Raw genomic sequence first — 19,351 nt, 5'->3', positions numbered from 1 at the left:
TTTATTTCCATTCATTAATTATCTCCGCTTTTTTTTGAAAATTAGACGAATAAGAATTAAATCTCGCCTTTACCAGCATTTTTCTACCAACTGCATTTTGGGTATAAAATAATTTTGCATTGCCCACTTTCTGCTGCCATTGGTTTAAAAAATATTCTGCTGTTTTTTTATTTTTTGCTAAAATATCAGGTAAAGGATTGTAATCTTGCTTCATGAGAAAAAATAAAAATTTTTCTTCTCTGACAATCAAATAGCGCGGCTTTTCAATTGGCGAAACAATTTCCTTTAAAGCATTTAAAAAAATACCATTTTCCTGCGTTGAAGCATTTTTTAAACAGCAAATCACGATACCATCTTTATCAGATTTACTCTCTACAACAATGTTTTTATTTTTTTTAATGCTGCCTTCAAACTGAAGACTTTCCAACAAAACCGTTCCTATTTTTAGAAAATCTTTACTGATGTTTTTATACCGTAAAAATATTTTAAAAGTTTTAAAAGTATAACCTCCAAAAATAAATAAACCTACAAATCCAAATAAACTTACAAAAGTTCCTAATTCATACAAAGAATGTATATTCTTGAGCCGGCTCAAAATGGACACCAAAGATTGACCGCCAAAACCCAAAACACCCGAAATCAAAGTTAAAACCGTTCTTTGCAATGTTTTATCGTAATAGAATTTTTTAGTTCTCATAAAAGACTCTCTTTCAGGAAAAGGAATTTTTATTTCCTCAATTAAACCGCTTCCTTTACTGATTGCAAAGTCCCATTTTTTACAAAGAAATTTTCGCTCTGAAGCAATTTTAAAAGTAGATAAATTGGTTCTTTGAATGTCACTATAATTAAATAAATTCATCTTCGGTTTAATCCTCTCAAATGAATTCTGAATGTGCGGCGATTTTGAATAATCAATACCAACAAAACTTTTGAAGCGCCTTTTCATCACTTTAAAATCTTCACCAAAATTTTCATCCACTGGATTCAAACATACCAAATGCCAAATGTTTGAAGTTTTTTCAGGATTTCCAAATTCGCTTCTGATCGCTCTGCCACGCATTTGGTTGGAAAGCACAAATGAACCAATGAAACTCGCTAGGATTAAAGAATTGATGCATGGCGCATCCCATCCTTCACCAAGCAAACTTTTTGTGCCAATAATAATTTCAATTTTTCCTTCACTAAAAATGTCGGTAATAAGAGAAACGATTTTATTATTTAAGATTTTATCTTGTTGAAACTGGAAATAATTTTCATCAAAACTAAGAAGAAAGATTTCCGGAACGTTGATATTGTAATTCTTTATTTTATCTAAAAACAATTTTTTGCATTCAATCGGTAAAATAATGACCGATCCTGTGAGAACTGCAATTTTCTTTTTTTTAAAATTTTTCCTACGAATTTTTTCAAAGATGGACATAACGCCAATTCTCATTAATTCGATATCATTTTCGGATGAAATACTCAAATATTCTTTTCGGATATAATCTGTGAGAATAACCATTCGCAAATTATTTCCTAAATTATTATATTCGAAATCAACAATTTCCGAGATAGAATTCAGTTTACTAATACTGTTAATTAGTTGACTGTTTATGTTTTCGTTACGTCCGAAACTAATGCTGTTGTTTTCTACAAGACCATTTCTGATTAATTTATTATACAGGTTTTCTTTGTACTCTTTTAAATCAAAAAAATATTTTCCGCCTTCAAATAAAATAAAATTCAGAAGCGTTTCTGCCCAATCTCTATTAAACGGTGGAATAATTTTTGTTTCTGTGCCAATTATTTCAAAATGCTTTTTAGAAATCTTAATTTTATGCTCGTTTAAAAAAATAAGAACGGAAGAATAAAAACCAATGTTTTCATAAATATCGCTTTCAAATTTTACAGGATCTAAAAAAAACGGCAGTTTCTTTAATTCCTGAACTAAAATCTGATCGTTTTTAATTTCCAGGAAAATTTTGTCAGATTTTTCTTTTTGTGTTTCGATGGCATCAAACTCTTCTGAACTCGGGAAACTGTAATGTACAAAATCTTGATGTGGACATAAATTTTTTTCCAAAACCAGATCCGGAACATATATTTCCGCATCAATTGGCCAATTTAAAGCAATATAATTTTTCCATTCTGCGTACTCTACGTCGTATGGTGGTGTTGCAGTTAAAGCAATTATTTTACAACTTAACTTTTCTTTAATTTTCATTAATGACTTCCACCACTCTCTTTTCAAATGATGTGCTTCATCAAAGACCAGGCATTGAATATTTTTCGTTTTAATTTTGTTTAAAATTTCTTTAAAATCTTCATCCGATTTAGTCGCTGAATTAAAAGACTGATACGTGACCACCGTTAAAAACTGAGGATTTTTAATATCGTTTGAGATCCAAGCCGGTACAATATCTGTGTTTAAAAAAAGTTTACAGAAACGACTAATCCATTGGGTTTTTATGGAAATAGTTGGTACAAAAATTAACGTTGGTTTGTTAATTTTCAGCATCACTTCCAAACCTAAGACTGTTTTTCCTGAACCTGGAGGCGCAATAATATGGAAGTGATCATTTTTAAGATGAAAATCCAGTCCTTCTAAAAGTTCTTTTTGGTATTTTCGCCAGGAAAATTTAAAGTGTATATTTTCTGGAAATTGATTCACAACTATCTTTTACCCTTAAAAAAATCCTTCACAATCTGCGAACAGTCATTTTCTAAAATTCCTGTTACTATTTCAGTCTTCGGGTGAAGTGATAAATTTTTATTGATAAAGCCGCGTTGTTCATCTCGCGCGCCGATTACAACTTTGGAAATCTGTGACCAATTTAAAGCACCGCAACACATGACGCAAGGTTCTAAAGTGACGTAAAGCGTACAATTTATCAAATATTTCCCGCCCAAAAAATTAGCGGCAGATGTGATGGCTTGCATTTCTGCGTGCGCTGTGACATCGTTTAAAGTTTCTGTGAGATTATGGGATTTTGCAATAATGCGGTTTTGGGACACAATGACGCAGCCAATCGGCACCTCATCTTTTTCTAAGGCTTCTTGTGCTTGTTGCAAAGCGATTTTCATAAAATACTCGTCGGTAAACATTGAATGTAGTTGAGAAATTAAAATAAAAAAAGGTTCAGTACAAAACTAAACCTTTTAATTAATATGTTTTGATGTTTAAAATCGGTATCCAATTCCAAGTATTCCTTTTCCTGTTACTTTATCGTAATTTCCTTCACCAAATCTACGTGCAACGCCACCGCTTACTTCGAAGATAATATTTTTGCGCGCCACCCATTTACCACCAAAACCGATACCAGCGCCAATAGTAGTATTATTTTTCTTATTATAGGAATAATCGTAAAATCCATTTTGATTAGTAAATATAATATTATCCGTGTCATAAGTAGTTGTGATTGGTACAAATGCTTCGACAAAAAATCCGGCAGCGTATTTTTTACCAAAATACATTCGGTAATAGGGCGATATCTGTGATTTTAAATTACTATTATCTTCATTATCGCTGAAAAGAAATACGCCATTTATCCCGATTCCGGAATCTTTATTTAATAGTCTTTCATAAGAAACATTCAGCGCGGGTCCTGCAATTAGTTCGATTGGGCTGAGCATGATGTCATTTTGGCGTGTTGAAGTTGAGTTTTCAGATTCCTGCGCTGAAAGAAATAAGGTGCTAATGATTGATAGCGAGAGGAAAACTTTTTTCATATTATTTTTAATTTTCTCAAAGATATATTTTTATTTCGAGTTATTTATGGGTAAAAATTAAGTTTTACTTAATTAATGTGTAAAGCATTAGTGAATTTACTGGTGAAATTTTGGAAGAAAAAATACTGGTGAAATATAGCCCCGATTGTAGTGAAAATCCTTTTATTTTTTGCAAAAAATAAAAGATTGTAACGGAAAGCGGGTAGAGTTTTCGAAAATAAAAAATATCGTCATGCTCCCAAAAAAAATCCCGCCCAAATGAATGGACGGGAATTTGTGATTTTTGAGAATACCTTATGCTTCTGCGTTTTCTGCCGCAGCCTCTCCACCTTCTGGCGTTGTGTTTTCTGCGCCTTCTTCTCCTTCAGTTTCTTCTTCATCATCTAAATCTGCACCTTTAATTGCAGTTCTTGCCATTCTTACGGCTGCAACTACGGCATTGTCTGGATGCATAAATGTGAAATTATCAGTTTTGATGTCTCCCACATAAAGTTTCATACCGATTCTTAAAGCGGTGATATCAACCACGATTTCATCTGGAAGATTTCCTGGAAGCGCTTTCACTTTCAGTTTACGGAATGGGTTTCTAAGAACACCACCGGCAACAACACCTCTTGAGCGACCTGTAAGTCTTACTGGAACTTCCATCATCACTGGTTTGTCATCACTTAATTGATAGAAATCTGCGTGAAGAATTTTATCTGTTAAAGGGTGAAATTGAATGTCTTGCAAAACTGCAGGAATTGTTTGCCCATCTACCTCTAAAGATACCGTGTGTGCTTCCGGAGTGTAAACTAAATCTTTAAAAGATTTCTCTTCTGTAGAAAAGTTTAGTGTTTCTTTACCTCCATAAACAACACAAGGAACTAATTCAGCATCACGTAAAGCTTTTGTCGACTTTTTGCCCACGTTTTCTCTTTTTGTACCTTGAATTGTAATTGATTTCATATAAAATATTTATTATTTTTTATCGGTTATATGTTATCGCCACCCTTTAACTGTGCTTATTTACTATGTTTGTAAACGGCGATTTCATTATATAATTTTAAAAATTTTTCTGCTTATATACTACCTAATGCACTGATAATGAATTAAATAATAAACTTATCGCTGATAGATTTGTGCTCGTGCACCATCTTCATAACATCAGCAAATAATGGGGCGCAAGATAGCACTTTTATTTTACTTGACAAATGATTTTTTATTGGAATTGAGTCAGTTACAATAACTTCTAAAAGTCTAGAGTTTTCTATATTTTCGTAAGCATTGCCGGAGAGTACGGGATGTGTTGCCATTGCTCTAACTGATTTTGCGCCTTTTTCCATGATGATTTCTGCAGCTTTACAAAGCGTTCCTGCTGTATCAATCATATCATCGATCAAAATTACATTTCTATCTTTTACCTCACCAATGAGAAACATATCTTCTATGGCGTTGGCTTTTTTTCGCTCTTTATAGGCAATTACAACTTCAGCGCCGAGATGCCCAGCATAATTTTTTGCTCTTTTAGCACCGCCCATATCGGGAGAAGCAATGGTAAGATCTAGTATATTATTTTTTAAAATATAGTCGATAAAAATAGTGGAGGCATAAAGGTGATCTACCGGAATTTCAAAAAACCCTTGTATCTGATCTGCATGCAAATCCATAGTCATTACTCGGGTTGCTCCAGCAGCAGTAAGAAGATTAGCAACTAGTTTTGCCCCAATTGGTGCTCTTGGCTGGTCTTTTCTATCTTGCCTTGCAAGGCCAAAATAGGGTAAGACTACCGTAACATTTTTCGCAGATGCTCTTTTTGCGGCATCAATCATTAGTAATAATTCTAACAAATTGTCTGCCGGTGGGAAGGTGGAGCCTATTAAAAAAACCCTTCCGCCGCGCACGGATTCGTCTAATATTGGTTCAAACTCTCCGTCTGAAAAAGTTTGGAAATTAATTTTTCCTAAACTTTGGCCATAATATTCTGCAATTTTATTGGAAAGAACAACGCTGGTTCTTGTAGAAAATAAATAACTGGCTTGGTGATTTTCGCTCATCTTGGTAGTATTGATTTCTTACTGGTGCAAATTTAAAAAAATAAAACCACCTGAAATCATTCAAGTGGTTTTATATTTATTTAATTTTAAATTAATGTTATGGGAATTTTACGCCAGAGTATTTATTAATATCTACCATTGGCAAAGTTGAGCCATATTTTGCATTAATTTGTTTCAAAAATTCATTTGCGATTAAGCCATAACCTCTTCCTGTAAGGTGAACGCCGTCTAAAGAAAAAGTTCCTCCTGTTACAAATGTCGGTGTATATTTTACTCCATTAAACATTATACCAGAAGCTCCTGCTAATTCAATCATTTTTGCGTTAGCATCCACAAAGGCTAAATTATTTGCATCTGCCGCTGCTTTAATAGTAGCATTAAAAGTTGCGGTTGCAGCTAATACCGCATCTACTTCGCTATCTGTTCCTGTTCCAAATTTTCCTCTTAAAACATGTTTATCTTCTAACGGAAAAGTAACTCCGTATTTATCAAAAGGAGCAACTGCATAAGGTGATGCAGGTTTAGACCCAATTACAGAACTTGTTGTTAACGGGATCAAATCGGCTTTTGTTGCGTGTCTAGCTTGTCCGAAAAGCAAACCTATTAATCCTGCTTGTTGCGCGGGAACACCTTGCGAAACTAATGCGCCTGTAATTTGCGCAGATAGATTTGTTAAACTTTCGTCCTTCAAAAGCAATGGGTTATTGGTTAATTTTAATAAATTCACTCTATCTCCTTGTCCGTAGGCTGTTAGTATTTGCTTTAGAGGTCCAAAAAGTTGTGTGTTTAAAGCAGTTACACTTGCTTGGTCTAAAGGAACCGGGTTGTAAGGCACCGTAGTAAAAAATGGCAAAGATGTTACATTTGGTATGTTTGCAACAACGCCTTTTGCACCTTGTGAAGTTAATGTTGAAACTAATGCACCGTATGCTTGATTAAAGGTTGCAGTTGGTGTGATTGGATCTGAATCATCACCGCCAGAAGTGGCATATCCCAAAACATCATTATTACCAATCCAAAGTGAGAAAAAAGTCGGTTTTTGAGACATCACATCGCCTATCACAGAAGCAGTTGTTGAAGATGAAAACCGCACAAAATAAGGGTTTGCCGTTCCTGTTGCTAAATTTGCAGCACTTCCATAGCCAGGAAATAATAAATGGAAGGATTTTGCACCAGGAACACCCATGTTTTGGTAGGGTCCACCAGATGTAACATTATCTAAAGCAGCGCCTGGTGCTGTAGGGACAGGTGCTAACGAACCATTTACTACGCTTAAAACCAATTTCCCAGAAAAACCGGGAAGGTTACTAAAACCACCAGAATTATTTGGCATTAAAGGCTGCTTAAAATCTCCGCCACCTGCAAGTTTCATTTGCCCAGCAATCATTGATGGAAAAGATTCGTTTTGCCCATCTATGTACAAAGCACCATTGCTATATCCGGAAGTAAGTGAGTTTCCGACCGCTACATATTTACTAAAATCTGCGTTACCTTTAGACACAACCACTTGGCTTACATCGGTATCAAAGTCTGTTTTACAACTTACCGTAAACAATAATGCCGAAACAGCTAAAGTTGAAATTAATATCTTTTTCATAATTATTTAAAAATTAAAATGCGTTATAATGAAGTCCTAAACCAAAGTAATAAGCTTTTGCTTTCGCCTGACCTATTAAATTATAATACGTGTTATTTACTTTTCTACTTTCTGGGAAGGCAATTCCTCCAGCTAAATCCACACCAAAACTTTTGCTAACATTTAGGCCAAGACCTGCTGTAAAAACACTAGAATTAAATGACGGTGTTTCTGCCTGAAAGTTTTTATCCGAATATGGAGATTCATCATAATAGTAACCTGCTCTTAGGGCAATCATATCTGAAACTTGGTACTGCGTTCCGAATCTAAATGTTTTGGTATTATGGAAATTTTTTGGACTTACTAAAACCGTCGGGTCATTTGGTTGATTTCCAATAGGTGCGTTTGCAAAATCTAAGGTCAACTTATTGTATCTGTCCCAACCAGAGTAATTAAAATCTGCAGAAACTAACCATTTTGGTGTTACTTTATAAGTTGCACCAAGTGTGAATTCGTCCACAAGTGGTAACGTTGCTGTGAAACTATCTTGCCCAGCCGCACTTAATCCTAAATTAGAATAGAGCGCAGGAGAAATATCAAAACTTACAACACCTTCTTTCGCTTTTACATCAACAGGTGAGCGGTATGCAACACTGATGTCCCATTTGGTATCAGGCTGAAAATAAAAGCCAAATCCATAACCACTGCCTTTCGCTTTGCTGTCATTTAAATTTAATGTACCGCCAATTTGCGTCGCTGCTTTATCCCAATCTACGCTTCCTTTTGCATAAATATAACTTGCTCCAAAAGAAGCCCAAGGGGCCAATTTCACAGAAACCATCGGTTGAAAATAATATGCTTTTAGTTCTAATTTCTGCACAATTTCTCTTCCTGCCCAATCATTTGGCCATTCTATTGTGCTACCAAAAGGCGTTGAAAAACTAAATCCTAGTGAAACATTTGGTAAAACTTTATAGGCAACTGCCGCATAAACTGGAGTTCCGATGGGACTCTGTGTTTTGTAAGACTCCAAAGTTGCTAAACTTTGAAAGGTTACTGTAGACTTTGCACCAAAGCCACCCGCTGCAATACTTAATTTTGCTGGGATAAAAGACATCCCCGCAGGATTGAAAAATGCAACACTTGCATCTTCTGCGTGTGCGCTTGTGTGCGCCATTGCTAACTGTCTTACGCCCTGTAGAGAAACTCTGAAGCCTCCCGCATAAGCCATAAAGCTAGACAATAAAACTGTAGAAATTAAGAATTTTTTCATAAACATCATATATTAAGACTCAAATATAAAATTTATTTGATTACCAATGTTAACATTTCTTAATATTTTTTAAACAACATTTAACACAAAGATCTTGTTTAATTAAATGTTTTTATTAACCTTCTGTTTTATATGCAGTTAAATACTAAAAATCACATAATATCTAATCTGTTTAATGTTAAACAAAATAATGCATACCATAACAAAAGCCAACTTTATCCTATTTTTAAGAATTAAACCTGCCAATAAATAGATAAAAAAGGCACAAAAATAACTTTTAAACAGTTTAATTTAAAATTATACTAAATTTGCAGTTAACATAAAAACAAAACATATGAGTTGTGGATGCAAAACATCCGGCGATTCTTCCCATTCATGCGGTACAAAAAGCGCAAATGGATGTGATAGTGTAGATACTTGCGGTAATAGTTATAAATTAAGTGTTTTTGATTGGCTCTCAGACATTCAATCGCCTTCTAAATCCCAAAATGATTGGGTAGAAGTAAGGTTTAAGAATGAAAGAAAGTGTTTTTTTAAAAATGCTAATGGTTTACCGCTGCATATAGGAAGCATTGTTACAGTAGAATCTAGCCCGGGTCACGATATAGGCGTAGTGAGCCTAACAGGAGAATTGGTGAATATCCAAATGAAGAAAAAACACCATCCTGAAAACGAGGTTTTAAAAGTTTACCGTTTAGCCACGCAAAAGGATATAGAAGTTTGGCAAGGTTTGCGAGAGAAAGAAGAAGATATAAAAATACAAGCTAGAAAAATCGCCTACTCTTTACAGTTAGAAATGAAAATTTCTGATGTAGAATTTCAAGGCGATGGCGCAAAACTTACCTTTTATTATACGGCGGATAACCGCGTGGATTTTCGACAATTAATAAAAGAATTTGCCAGTACTTTCCGTACAAAAATTGATATGAAGCAGATTGGTTACCGCCAAGAAGCGGCTAAAATTGGCGGTATTGGTTCTTGCGGCCGCGAATTGTGCTGTTCTACTTGGTTAACGGATTTCCGTTCTGTAAACACAAATGCAGCGCGGTACCAGCAATTGAGCATCAATCCTCAAAAATTAGCCGGACAGTGTGGGAAACTCAAATGCTGTCTTAATTACGAATTAGATTCTTACCTCGATACATTAAGCCACTTTCCATCGTCTAACACAACTTTAGATACCGAAAACGGCAAAGCATTTTGCATCAAAATAGATGTATTTAAAAGAAAAATGTGGTTTGCCTATGCCGACAAAGCGATGGCATGGTATGATTTGCATATAGACGACGTAAAAGAATTAATTGCGATGAATAAAAAAGGCCTAAAAGCGACGCCTTTAGAAGAAATTCGCGTTACAGAAATTGAAGAAAAAGCAGTAGATCTGATACAAGAAAACAACCTTGATCGCTTCAATAACAAAAAAAAATCATCACGAAATAAAAACAACCGCAGTAAAACAAACCACCAACATAAAGCCGCAGTTACTGCAAATGCAAAAACTGCATCGAACAACAACAATGTAAAAACTGCGCAGAATTCTAAGCCTACAAATAATAATCCGCAGAAAAAAAAGTTTAAGAAAAAATACCCGCCAAAACCGAATAATAATGCTTAAAAATGGGAGTTTCGTTTTTTTGATTTTAATACTTTTTTCTTGTTCTAAAGAGAATAGCCAAACGTATATAACGAATATAAATGGCAGTTGGAACAAAAAACAAACACAAAAAATTCAATTTAAAATTGATGATGCGCAAAATCCGAAAAATATTATATTTGTTGTAAGAAATAACGATGATTATCCTTACAGTAATCTACGTTTAATCGTTAATTTCGAGTCACCGAACAAGAAGAGTGTTACCGATACGCTGAATTATATTTTAGCGAAACCAAACGGAGAATGGCTCGGAACTGGCTTCGGCGAAACGAAAGAAATATTATTTCAATACAAAATGAATTATAAATTACCGGAAAATGGTTTATATAAAATAAGTGTAAAACAAGCGATGAGAAAAGACATTCTGCCCGGGATAGAAGATTTAGGTTTAAAAATAGAACAGGCAAAGCCATAAAATAATGGAAAAAACATCAGGTACACATAAAAAGCCAAATACAACATTTCCTTTACCGCCAAAAAAGAATAAAAACACCGGTTATAAAAAATGGGTGAAATTCATTTGGGTTTCGCTTATCGCAATAGTTCTAGGGGTTTTCGCTTTGTTTTTTGCAGTTTCACAAGGGTTTTTGGGTGAAATGCCTAATGTGCAAGAACTAGAAAACCCAGACATTTATGTCGCCTCACAAATTTGGTCTGCAGATGGCGTAATGTTGGGGAAATTTGAAAAAGAAAAAACACAACCCGTTACATATAAAGATTTACCGCCATTTTTAATTTATGCCTTGCAGGCCAAAGAAGATGAGCGCTTCAGAGAGCATTCTGGTATTGATTTAAAATCCTTCGCGCGCGCCATTTTTTTCGGAGGTAAACGTGGTGGTGGTTCTACAATCACACAGCAGTTGGCTAAATTATTAATCACCAAAAAAGCCTCACAAAATAAAATCGAAAGAATCTTTCAAAAATTAAAAGAATGGTCAGTTGCAGTTAGTTTAGAAAGAATTTATACCAAAGATGAAATTATCACTTTATACTTTAATAAATTTGATTTTCTCTTCAATGCAAACGGTATCGAAATGGCGTCGCGCGTTTATTTTAATAAAAAAACCAGCCAACTGACGCTTCCAGAAGCAGCAATGTTCGTCGCAATGCTTGAAAACCCTCGCCAAAATAACCCATACAGACATCCAGAAGCCGCAAAAAAAAGAAGAGACGTTGTTCTAAAACAAATGCTTGATACTGGATATCTAGACCAAGCCACTTACGAAAAGGCCATTTTAGAACCAATAAAAGTTGACTTTCACCCTATAAAATCTGTAGATCAAGGCTACTCTGCCTATTACAAATATTATCTGCGAAAAGAAATTGATGGCTATTTAAAAGATTATGAGAAAAAAACCGGTAAAGAATTAAATTTATACAAAGACGGCCTCAAAATATACGTAACGCTTGATTCTAAAATGCAAAAATATGCAGAAGAAGCGATAAAAGAACACCTTACAGATCTGCAGAAAAGATTTGATAATGAACAGCGCGGCAGAAAATTAGCGCCATTCTATTATTTAAATCAGAAACAAATCGATGCTTTAATGTTGCAAGCGATAAAAAGAACAGGCAGATACCGACAACTTAAAGCAGCAAACGTGCCCGAAGATTCTATAATGCTCGATTTCAAAACACCAACAAAAATGTCAAGATTTACATGGAATGGTGATGAAGAAGTAGAAATGACACCTTATGATTCTATTAAATACAGCAAGTCAATTGCGCAAGCCGGATTAATGTCTATGGAGCCCGCAACTGGCGATATAAAAGCATGGGTCGGCGGAATAGATTGGCAACATTACCAGTACGACCACGTGATACAAGGAAAAAGACAAGTAGGATCTACCTTTAAACCTTTTGTTTACGCTGCTGCAATCATTAATTTAGGAAAAACACCTTGTTCGATAGTTTCAAACGCGCCTTTCACGAAAGGAGGAAAAACTTGGTCAGAAAGAGGGCCGGCTTCTATGACGTATAAAGAAGCTTTAGCAAGATCACAAAACCCACCTGCAGTAAGAACTATGGATGAAGTGGGCGTAGATAATGTCATAAAATTAGCACGAGATATGGGCGTTACGAGCGACATGCAGAGAAATTTAACCACTGCATTGGGTTCATCCGACATTACGATTTACGAAATGCTTGGCGCTTATAACACATTCGCTCACTATGGAACATATATAAAACCGGAAATGATTTGGCGCATAGATGATTCTAATGGCCGGGTGATAAAAGAAGTAAGACCAGTAGAAAAAGAAGTAATGAACGAACTCTACGCCTATTCTATGATAGATATGATGAAAGGCGTAGCAGAATTTGGAACGGGAGCAGGAGAACTAGGCAGACGCGGCGTTCCAAAAAGCATAGAAATTGCCGCAAAAACAGGAACCACACAAAATAATTCTGATGGTTGGTTTATAGGTATGACGCCCAAATTAGCAACGGGCGTTTGGGTAGGCTGGGAAGACAGAGCAACCCATTTCTACGGAACTGGTGAAGGACAAGGTGCAAAAATGGCCCTCCCAATTTGGGCGATATTTATGAAAAAAGTTTGGGCCGATAAATCCCTCAATGTTTCACCTGATGATAAATTTCTAAAGCCTACAAGTTGGACTGGTAATTGCGACGATCTTCGAGGATTAACTGGTGGATATGGGGATGAAGGAGGCCTCCAAACTTTAGATGAAATTAAAAACCCAACGCCTGCGCCAGAAAAGAAAGCACCTCCTAAAAAAGAAGATAACGTCAATGAGAAAATCAATTCTTCCGATGATGTCGATTTTAACAAATAATCTTTAATTAAAAGTCTTTCATTTCTGAAAGACTTTTTTGTGTAATTATCCCGAAATTTGCTTAAATTATTCCAATGAACACATCTAAAATTTCCTCTCCCTTCTTAAAAAAATTTATAGGCGATTTTTCTGAAAATTTGCAACAAAGACAAACGCCAGGCGTTTTATTTTGCACGGTAAAACCTGCAGAATTTGAACATCCAGAATTAATTGATTTTAATGAAAAGTTAAGTGAAGAAATTGGTTTGGGCCATTTTGAAGCAAAAGATTTAGATTTTCTAGCAGGGAAAAACCTACCTGAAAACATTGAAACTTACGCCACCGCTTACGCCGGACATCAATTTGGAAACTGGGCAGGGCAATTAGGCGACGGGAGAGCCATTTATTTAGGAGAAATTTTAAATCAATTTAATAAAAAAACCGAACTTCAATACAAAGGCGCAGGCGCAACGCCATACTCCAGAACCGCCGATGGACGCGCCGTCTTGCGCTCCTCCGTGCGAGAATATTTGATGAGTGAGGCCATACATTTTTTAGGAATAAAAACAACGCGCGCATTAAGTTTAGTAAAAACCGGCGAAAATGTACTACGAGATGAAATGTACAACGGAAATCCGCAATATGAAAACGGCGCAGTTATTATTAGAACCGCAGAATCTTTTCTACGTTTTGGCCATTTCGAATTATTGTCTGCAAGAAAAGAATTTGATGTTTTACAGAATTTGGCAGATTTTACAATCGAGAATTATTTCCCCGAAATTGATAAAAATAAACACGAAAAATACGCACTATGGTTTCAAAACATTTCTGAAAAAACTGCCGATTTAATGGTAGAATGGTTTCGCGTAGGATTTGTTCACGGCGTGATGAACACGGATAATATGTCAATTTTAGGATCAACAATAGATTACGGCCCATTTTCTTTTTTAGACGAATATGATTTGAGTTTCACCCCAAATACCACAGATTTACCCGGCCGAAGATATGCATTCGGAAACCAAGGCAAAATCGCACAATGGAACCTTTGGCAACTCGCAAATGCACTTTTTCCCCTAATTAAAGATGAAAAGATCTTACAAGAAATCCTCAACAATTTCGGAAATTATTTTTGGCAAAAACACGATAAAATGCTCGCCAATAAATTTGGATTTGATGAAGTTTTAAGTGAAGATTTAGAGTTTTTCACGCAATGGCAAAGTATGATGCAAGATTTTAAAATAGATTACACGTTGTTTTTCAACAGGTTAGAGGAAGTTTCGGAAGACACGCAATTTGATTATTTTGATGATGCTTTCTATGAAATTTTGAATGGAGAATCCGCGCAAAAATTCAATCAGTTTCTAAAAGTTTACAGAGAAAGATTAACGAAAAATAAAATTTCGCGCGAAGAATCAAAAGCATTGATGGCGAAAAACAATCCAAAATTTGTACTTCGAAATTATTTGCTTTTTGAATGCATTTCGGAACTAAATGAGGGAAAAACCGATTTGTTTGATCAATTGAAAATGGCCCTAGAACAGCCCTACAAAGAAATCTACCCAGAATTTTCTGTTAAAAGACCTTCGAAATTTGATGATGTTATTGGCTGCACAAGTTTATCTTGCAGTTCTTAATTTTTTTAAAAACATAGGTTTAATTAAAAAAACTGTCACAAAAGTTTTAAAAGTTATCTATTTTCAAGTTTGATACGTGGAATTTTTTTGTTGCTTTTTACTAATTCTTTATAAGATTTGCGCTAAAAATGATGTTCTTTAAAAAACGTGATAAACATTAAAAAATGTAATTTTGCGAAAAATTTTTTACTGTGAATTTTAAACAAAAATCTAAAGATATTCTAAAAACTATTTTTCCCAGCCAATGGAATGAATTTTTTTTATTTGTTTTTTTTCTAACGATTTATGGCATTTTAGGTAGTTTTATCGCTTTGAATTTCAGAATTATTTTTGATAATAGAATTCCGTGGGATGCCTATTTTAGTTTTGATAATCGCGCAATAGTAATGACTGGCGGCGGTTTTGAGCGCCATCCTCTTTCTAATTATTTTTTCGATGGCATTAGAAATTTTGCCTTTTGGGTTTCTGGCGGTAAAATAGATGCTACTTTTCGCTTGGTTTTAGCGTGGTGCAGCAACTTTGCGGTGAGTTTGAGTTTAGTGCAAATTTTTAAATATTTAAAAAACATCATCAAACTTCCGCTAAAAATCTCCCTTTTAATTATTGCATTTTTTGCGCTTTTTTCTACTAATATTTTATTGTCTTTTACACCCGAAACTTACACTTACACTTTGTTTTTCTTGGTTTTATTTAATTACTATTCGGCCTTAAAATTAAGAAAAGACGGAAAAATTTCTGGTTCGGCAATGCTTTTATCAACCGTATTTTTGGGCGGATTAACCATAACAAACGCATCAAAAGTATTTATACCGGTCTTTTTTGAAAAAAAATTATTTTGGAATTGGAAGAAAATTTTAAATGCAATTCTACGCGCTGCTATTTCTGTGATTGTTTTCGCGTTGCTATATTTGAATCGTCTCAACTTTAATTATAGCAAAATTTTCGAAAAGACGGGCGCAGAATATGAAAAATTTTCAAAACCTAAAATTACACCGCTTTGGGATATGATTTCTTCTTGGTTTATGGGTGGCAACATGTTGTTTTCGAACTTTGTGATTCGGGATTATCACAGTTTGAAAGGCTTTAAATACAAAGCGCTTTTTATGGATGTTTATAGTTCTTGGGTTCCCTATATTTTCATCACCATTGTTTTCGCTTTACTTTTTTGGAGTTATGCTAAAAATTTTAAAAATAAGTTGGTGCAAATTTTAATGATTTCTTTGCTTGTAGATGTTGCAATACATTGTGTTTTAAAATTTGGCCTTCACACGGCTTATATTTACGGCGGTCATTTTGTTTTTGTGTATCCGCTTTTATTGGGCTGGCTATTTTTCGCCTACAAAAATTTGCCAAAAGTTCAGTCGTTGCTGTATATTTTGACTCTTGTTTTATTCATTTATTTGGGAATCAATAATTTTATGCGAATGGAAGAGTTTTTTGATTTTCTGAATGCGTATTATCGATAAATTTTTAATATAAATTTGTTATTAAAATTACTTTAAAAGATTGAACTCCTTCGGAGTTCCTTTTCAATATTATTCGTTTTTTTTACAAAGATATTGCTCCTACAGAGCATTTCTATTTTTCGGGAAAATTTAAAAATAAAATGGTATAAATTGAAGATAAAATTGATAATCGCGAGAATTTGCAGCCCGACCTGAGTGGAGCTCTTTTTGTGAGGAGGAACGACGAACAAAAAAGCGGGAACGGAGGGCGGAAAAGCTGCCCAAATAAAATAAAATGGGCGCTTTCGACGTAGTCAAATGTCTGCCATAAAAAATAAAAATTTTCTATTTCTTTTTCGTTCGTACTTTTTTCACTTGGTCTTTGATGAAGGGGTATTTTAATTGCATATCTTCGGCCAAATCTGCGTCTAAATCCATCGCTATTTTTAAACTTTCTCGGCCTTTTTCGTCTTCTTTTAAATGAAAGTGGCAGTTGCTTTTTTGGTAAAATAATTCGGCGCGATTGTGAATTTTTAGGGCTTTTTCTACTTCGATTAAGGCTTGTGAAAAATCTCCCAAAAGCATTAAAACTTCTGTGTAGGCGTACCAATTGTAAAATCTTGCCGGTTCGTGATCTAACAAAATTTTGATGCAAGCCAAACTTTCTTCAAAATTGCCAGCATCAATATGCAAAAACGCTAATCTTTTTTGATAATCTAGATTAAAATCATTTAAGGCGCTTGCTTCTTTTGCGAAATGCAAAGCCTCTTTCATTGCGCCCATTTCTTCATAAATGTAGGATTGCTCCATCATAGCAAGATAAAATTGCGGATCTTCTCGCAACGATTTTTGAAAATAATTGAGTGCCTGAATGGGCAATTTATCTTCTTTGTAACACAAACCAATTTTATAAAGCGTGAATGCTTTTGTGTATTCTAAATCCAGCATTTCTTCGTAAACGGCGATGGCTTTTTGCCATTCTTTCATGGCTTCAAAACAGGCGGCTTTATTGGCATAAACCCCGACAGATTGAGAGTTTATGGCTAAAAGAAAATCAAAACCTTTGATGGCTTCTTCGTAGTTTTTTTTATTAAAATAAAATTGGCCATATTCGTACCAAGCGGTTTCTGAAAAAGGGAAATCGTCTAAATATTTATTTAAAAAATCAATCGCTTCTTCGCCGCGGTTCATTTCATTGTAGCAAACCATTGCGTTTTCTAAAGAATAATCGTCTTGCGAATCAAATAGCAAAGCCATTTTATAATGCTTCAGAGCATTAAAAGGGTCGCCCAAATTGTGGTATTCATCTGCAATAAAATTATGAAGAAAATTTTCTTCTTCTTCAAGTTTTAAGGCTTTTTCACAATATTCTATAGATTTTCTTGGGTTGCCTAAATTAGAGTAATATTTTGCGCAACAAACTAAGAAATCGGTGTTTTCTTGCGCGCTTTCTTTTATTTCGTTGAGTAATTCTTTGGCTTTGGAATACTTCTCTAAATCTAGAAAAACCTCTAGTTGCTTTATTTTAATTTGTAAGGAATTTGGGTGCAATTTTAAGGCAAAATTGGTGGCCAACTCTGCAAAATTAATGTCTCCCATTTCCAAATAATAGATAATAATTTCCTCGTATTCTTCGGTATCGAAGTAGAGTTCTTCATTATTTTCTACCATGTCTTCGAACTTTTTTACCAGTTCATTTTCAAAAAATTCTTCCAATATATTTTTTAGATTTTAGACTAATCTTTGTAAGCCTAATTTATATTTAATTTTAACTAAAATTAGTTTTCGGGATTTTTATTTTTTTAAATTAATTTGAAAATTTTTAATAAATTTAAATCAAATATTTTAAATATTAAAATTCTAAACTAAACTCTTAATTTTTTCAATCATTTTATCACCCAAATCATCGGCTTCTTCTTGCGAAAAGGCTTCTGTATAAATTCTGATAATTGGTTCTGTGTTTGATTTTCTTAAATGCACCCAATTTTTTTCAAAATCGATTTTTACGCCATCCACTGTAGAAACTTCTTCGTTTTGATACTCTTTTTCCATTTTTGTTAAAAGTGCATCTACATCTATTTCTGGCGTTAGTTGAATTTTCTTTTTACCCATAAAATAACTCGGATAACTTGATCTCAATTCTGAAACGCTTTTGTTTTCTTTCGCTAAATGTGTCAAAAACAAAGCAACGCCAACCAAAGAATCTCTGCCGAAATGCAAATCCGGGTAAATAATTCCACCGTTTCCTTCACCGCCGATTACCGCATTTTTTTCTTTCATTAAATTTACGACGTTCACTTCGCCAACCGCGCTTGCAAAATATTCTGAACCGTGGTTTTTTGCAATATCTCTCAAAGCACGGCTAGAGCTTAAATTAGAAATTGCCACGCCTTTTTTGTTTTTCAATAAATAATCTGCAACCGCAACCAATGTGTATTCTTCGCCAAATAAATCGCCATTTTCATCAACCAAAGCTAAGCGATCGACATCTGGATCTACCACAATTCCTAAATCTGCTTTTTCGGATTTTACCAAAGCGCAAATATCGCCCAAATGTTCTTTCAAAGGTTCTGGATTGTGCGGAAATTGCCCGTTTGGTTCGCAATATAATTTTATGGTTTCGCATCCTAATTTTTCCAAAAGCATGGGAATTGCGATTCCGCCGGTAGAATTTACAGCATCTAAAACGATTTTATAATTTTTTGCTTTTATGGCTTTTACATCCACCATTGGCAAATTTAAAATCTGCTGAATGTGAATGTCAAATGCATCATTTCTTTCTTCGTAAGTTCCTAAATCATCAACTTCGGCGAAACTAAAACTTTCGTCTTCGGCTAATTTTAAAACATCTGCGCCATTTTCAGAATTGATGAATTCTCCTTTTTCATTTAATAATTTTAAGGCGTTCCACTCTTTTGGATTGTGTGATGCTGTTAAAATAATTCCGCCATCTGCGTTTAATTCTGGAACCATTATTTCTACAGTTGGCGTGGTAGAAAGTCCCAAATCAATCACATTTATTCCCAAACCTTGTAAAGTTGCACAAACTAAGGAATTCACCATTTTACCGGAAATTCTAGCGTCACGACCAACAACAATGGTCAGATTTTTTTTATTTTTATTGGTTTGAAGCCAAGTTCCAAAAGCGGCTGAAAATTTTACAATATCTAAAGGTGTGAGATTTTCATCTACTTTTCCACCGATTGTTCCGCGGATTCCGGAGATACTTTTTATTAATGACATAGAGT

The 19,351-nt window shown here is 34.6% G+C and carries 14 protein-coding genes; 5 read left to right on the top strand and 9 right to left on the bottom strand.

Annotated features, from left to right (window positions below):
- Position 1 precedes the first annotated feature (1 nt).
- From C4S29_RS08265 to C4S29_RS08235, 7 genes are all read right to left on the bottom strand, one after another.
- Positions 2-2,653: a DEAD/DEAH box helicase family protein gene (locus tag C4S29_RS08265; RefSeq protein ID WP_159969835.1), complete on the bottom strand. Its 2,652-nt coding sequence runs from the start codon at positions 2,651-2,653 to the stop codon at positions 2-4.
- A 2-nt stretch (positions 2,654-2,655) separates the two neighbouring features.
- Positions 2,656-3,087, bottom strand: coding sequence for a nucleoside deaminase (locus C4S29_RS08260; RefSeq protein ID WP_103913667.1), 432 nt, complete (start codon positions 3,085-3,087; stop codon positions 2,656-2,658).
- Between the two features lie 75 nt (positions 3,088-3,162).
- Positions 3,163-3,711 (bottom strand): DUF3575 domain-containing protein, encoded by a 549-nt coding sequence (locus tag C4S29_RS08255; protein WP_103913666.1) that lies wholly within the window; start codon positions 3,709-3,711, stop codon positions 3,163-3,165.
- 294 nt (positions 3,712-4,005) lie between these two features.
- Positions 4,006-4,659, bottom strand: a complete 654-nt coding sequence (locus C4S29_RS08250; RefSeq protein WP_103913665.1) for a 50S ribosomal protein L25/general stress protein Ctc — start codon at positions 4,657-4,659, stop codon at positions 4,006-4,008.
- A 143-nt stretch (positions 4,660-4,802) separates the two neighbouring features.
- On the bottom strand, positions 4,803-5,747 hold the full coding sequence (locus C4S29_RS08245; protein WP_103913664.1) for a ribose-phosphate pyrophosphokinase: 945 nt from the start codon (positions 5,745-5,747) through the stop codon (positions 4,803-4,805).
- Positions 5,748-5,844: 97 nt separating this feature from the next.
- Positions 5,845-7,344, bottom strand: a complete 1,500-nt coding sequence (locus tag C4S29_RS08240; protein ID WP_103913663.1) for an SGNH/GDSL hydrolase family protein — start codon at positions 7,342-7,344, stop codon at positions 5,845-5,847.
- 13 nt (positions 7,345-7,357) lie between these two features.
- On the bottom strand, positions 7,358-8,596 hold the full coding sequence (locus C4S29_RS08235) for an OmpP1/FadL family transporter (RefSeq protein WP_103913662.1): 1,239 nt from the start codon (positions 8,594-8,596) through the stop codon (positions 7,358-7,360).
- A gap of 334 nt (positions 8,597-8,930) precedes the next feature.
- Here C4S29_RS08235 and C4S29_RS08230 point away from each other — a divergent pair, with 334 nt between their 5' ends.
- The 5 genes from C4S29_RS08230 to C4S29_RS08210 all read left to right on the top strand — a co-directional run bounded on the left by C4S29_RS08230 (position 8,931) and on the right by C4S29_RS08210 (position 16,124).
- Positions 8,931-10,211 carry a PSP1 domain-containing protein gene (locus C4S29_RS08230; protein WP_103913661.1) on the top strand — a complete coding sequence of 427 codons (1,281 nt, stop codon included), beginning with the start codon at positions 8,931-8,933 and terminating at the stop codon, positions 10,209-10,211.
- Positions 10,204-10,665, top strand: a complete 462-nt coding sequence (locus C4S29_RS08225) for a gliding motility lipoprotein GldH (RefSeq protein WP_103913660.1) — start codon at positions 10,204-10,206, stop codon at positions 10,663-10,665. The genes C4S29_RS08230 and C4S29_RS08225 overlap by 8 nt, the downstream gene beginning before the upstream one ends.
- Before the next feature lie 4 nt (positions 10,666-10,669).
- On the top strand, positions 10,670-13,045 hold the full coding sequence (locus C4S29_RS08220) for a penicillin-binding protein 1A (RefSeq protein ID WP_103913659.1): 2,376 nt from the start codon (positions 10,670-10,672) through the stop codon (positions 13,043-13,045).
- A 74-nt stretch (positions 13,046-13,119) separates the two neighbouring features.
- Complete coding sequence (locus tag C4S29_RS08215; protein ID WP_103913658.1) at positions 13,120-14,658, top strand: protein adenylyltransferase SelO; 1,539 nt, start codon at positions 13,120-13,122, stop codon at positions 14,656-14,658.
- Positions 14,659-14,849: 191 nt separating this feature from the next.
- On the top strand, positions 14,850-16,124 hold the full coding sequence (locus tag C4S29_RS08210; protein ID WP_221405525.1) for a DUF6080 domain-containing protein: 1,275 nt from the start codon (positions 14,850-14,852) through the stop codon (positions 16,122-16,124).
- 324 nt (positions 16,125-16,448) lie between these two features.
- On the opposite strand, the gene C4S29_RS08205 is transcribed toward C4S29_RS08210, so the two are convergent.
- A complete protein-coding gene (locus tag C4S29_RS08205) occupies positions 16,449-17,819 on the bottom strand; it encodes a tetratricopeptide repeat protein (RefSeq protein ID WP_103913657.1) in 1,371 nt (456 codons plus the stop codon).
- A 144-nt stretch (positions 17,820-17,963) separates the two neighbouring features.
- A complete protein-coding gene (gene glmM, locus C4S29_RS08200; RefSeq protein WP_103913656.1) occupies positions 17,964-19,346 on the bottom strand; it encodes a phosphoglucosamine mutase in 1,383 nt (460 codons plus the stop codon).
- Positions 19,347-19,351: the final 5 nt, after the last annotated feature.

The sequence above is a fragment of the Halpernia humi genome (assembly GCF_900108025.1).
Lineage (GTDB): Bacteria > Bacteroidota > Bacteroidia > Flavobacteriales > Weeksellaceae > Halpernia > Halpernia humi.
The sequence above is the reverse complement of the archived record's forward strand: the minus strand, read 5'-3'. Positions and strand labels throughout refer to the sequence as shown.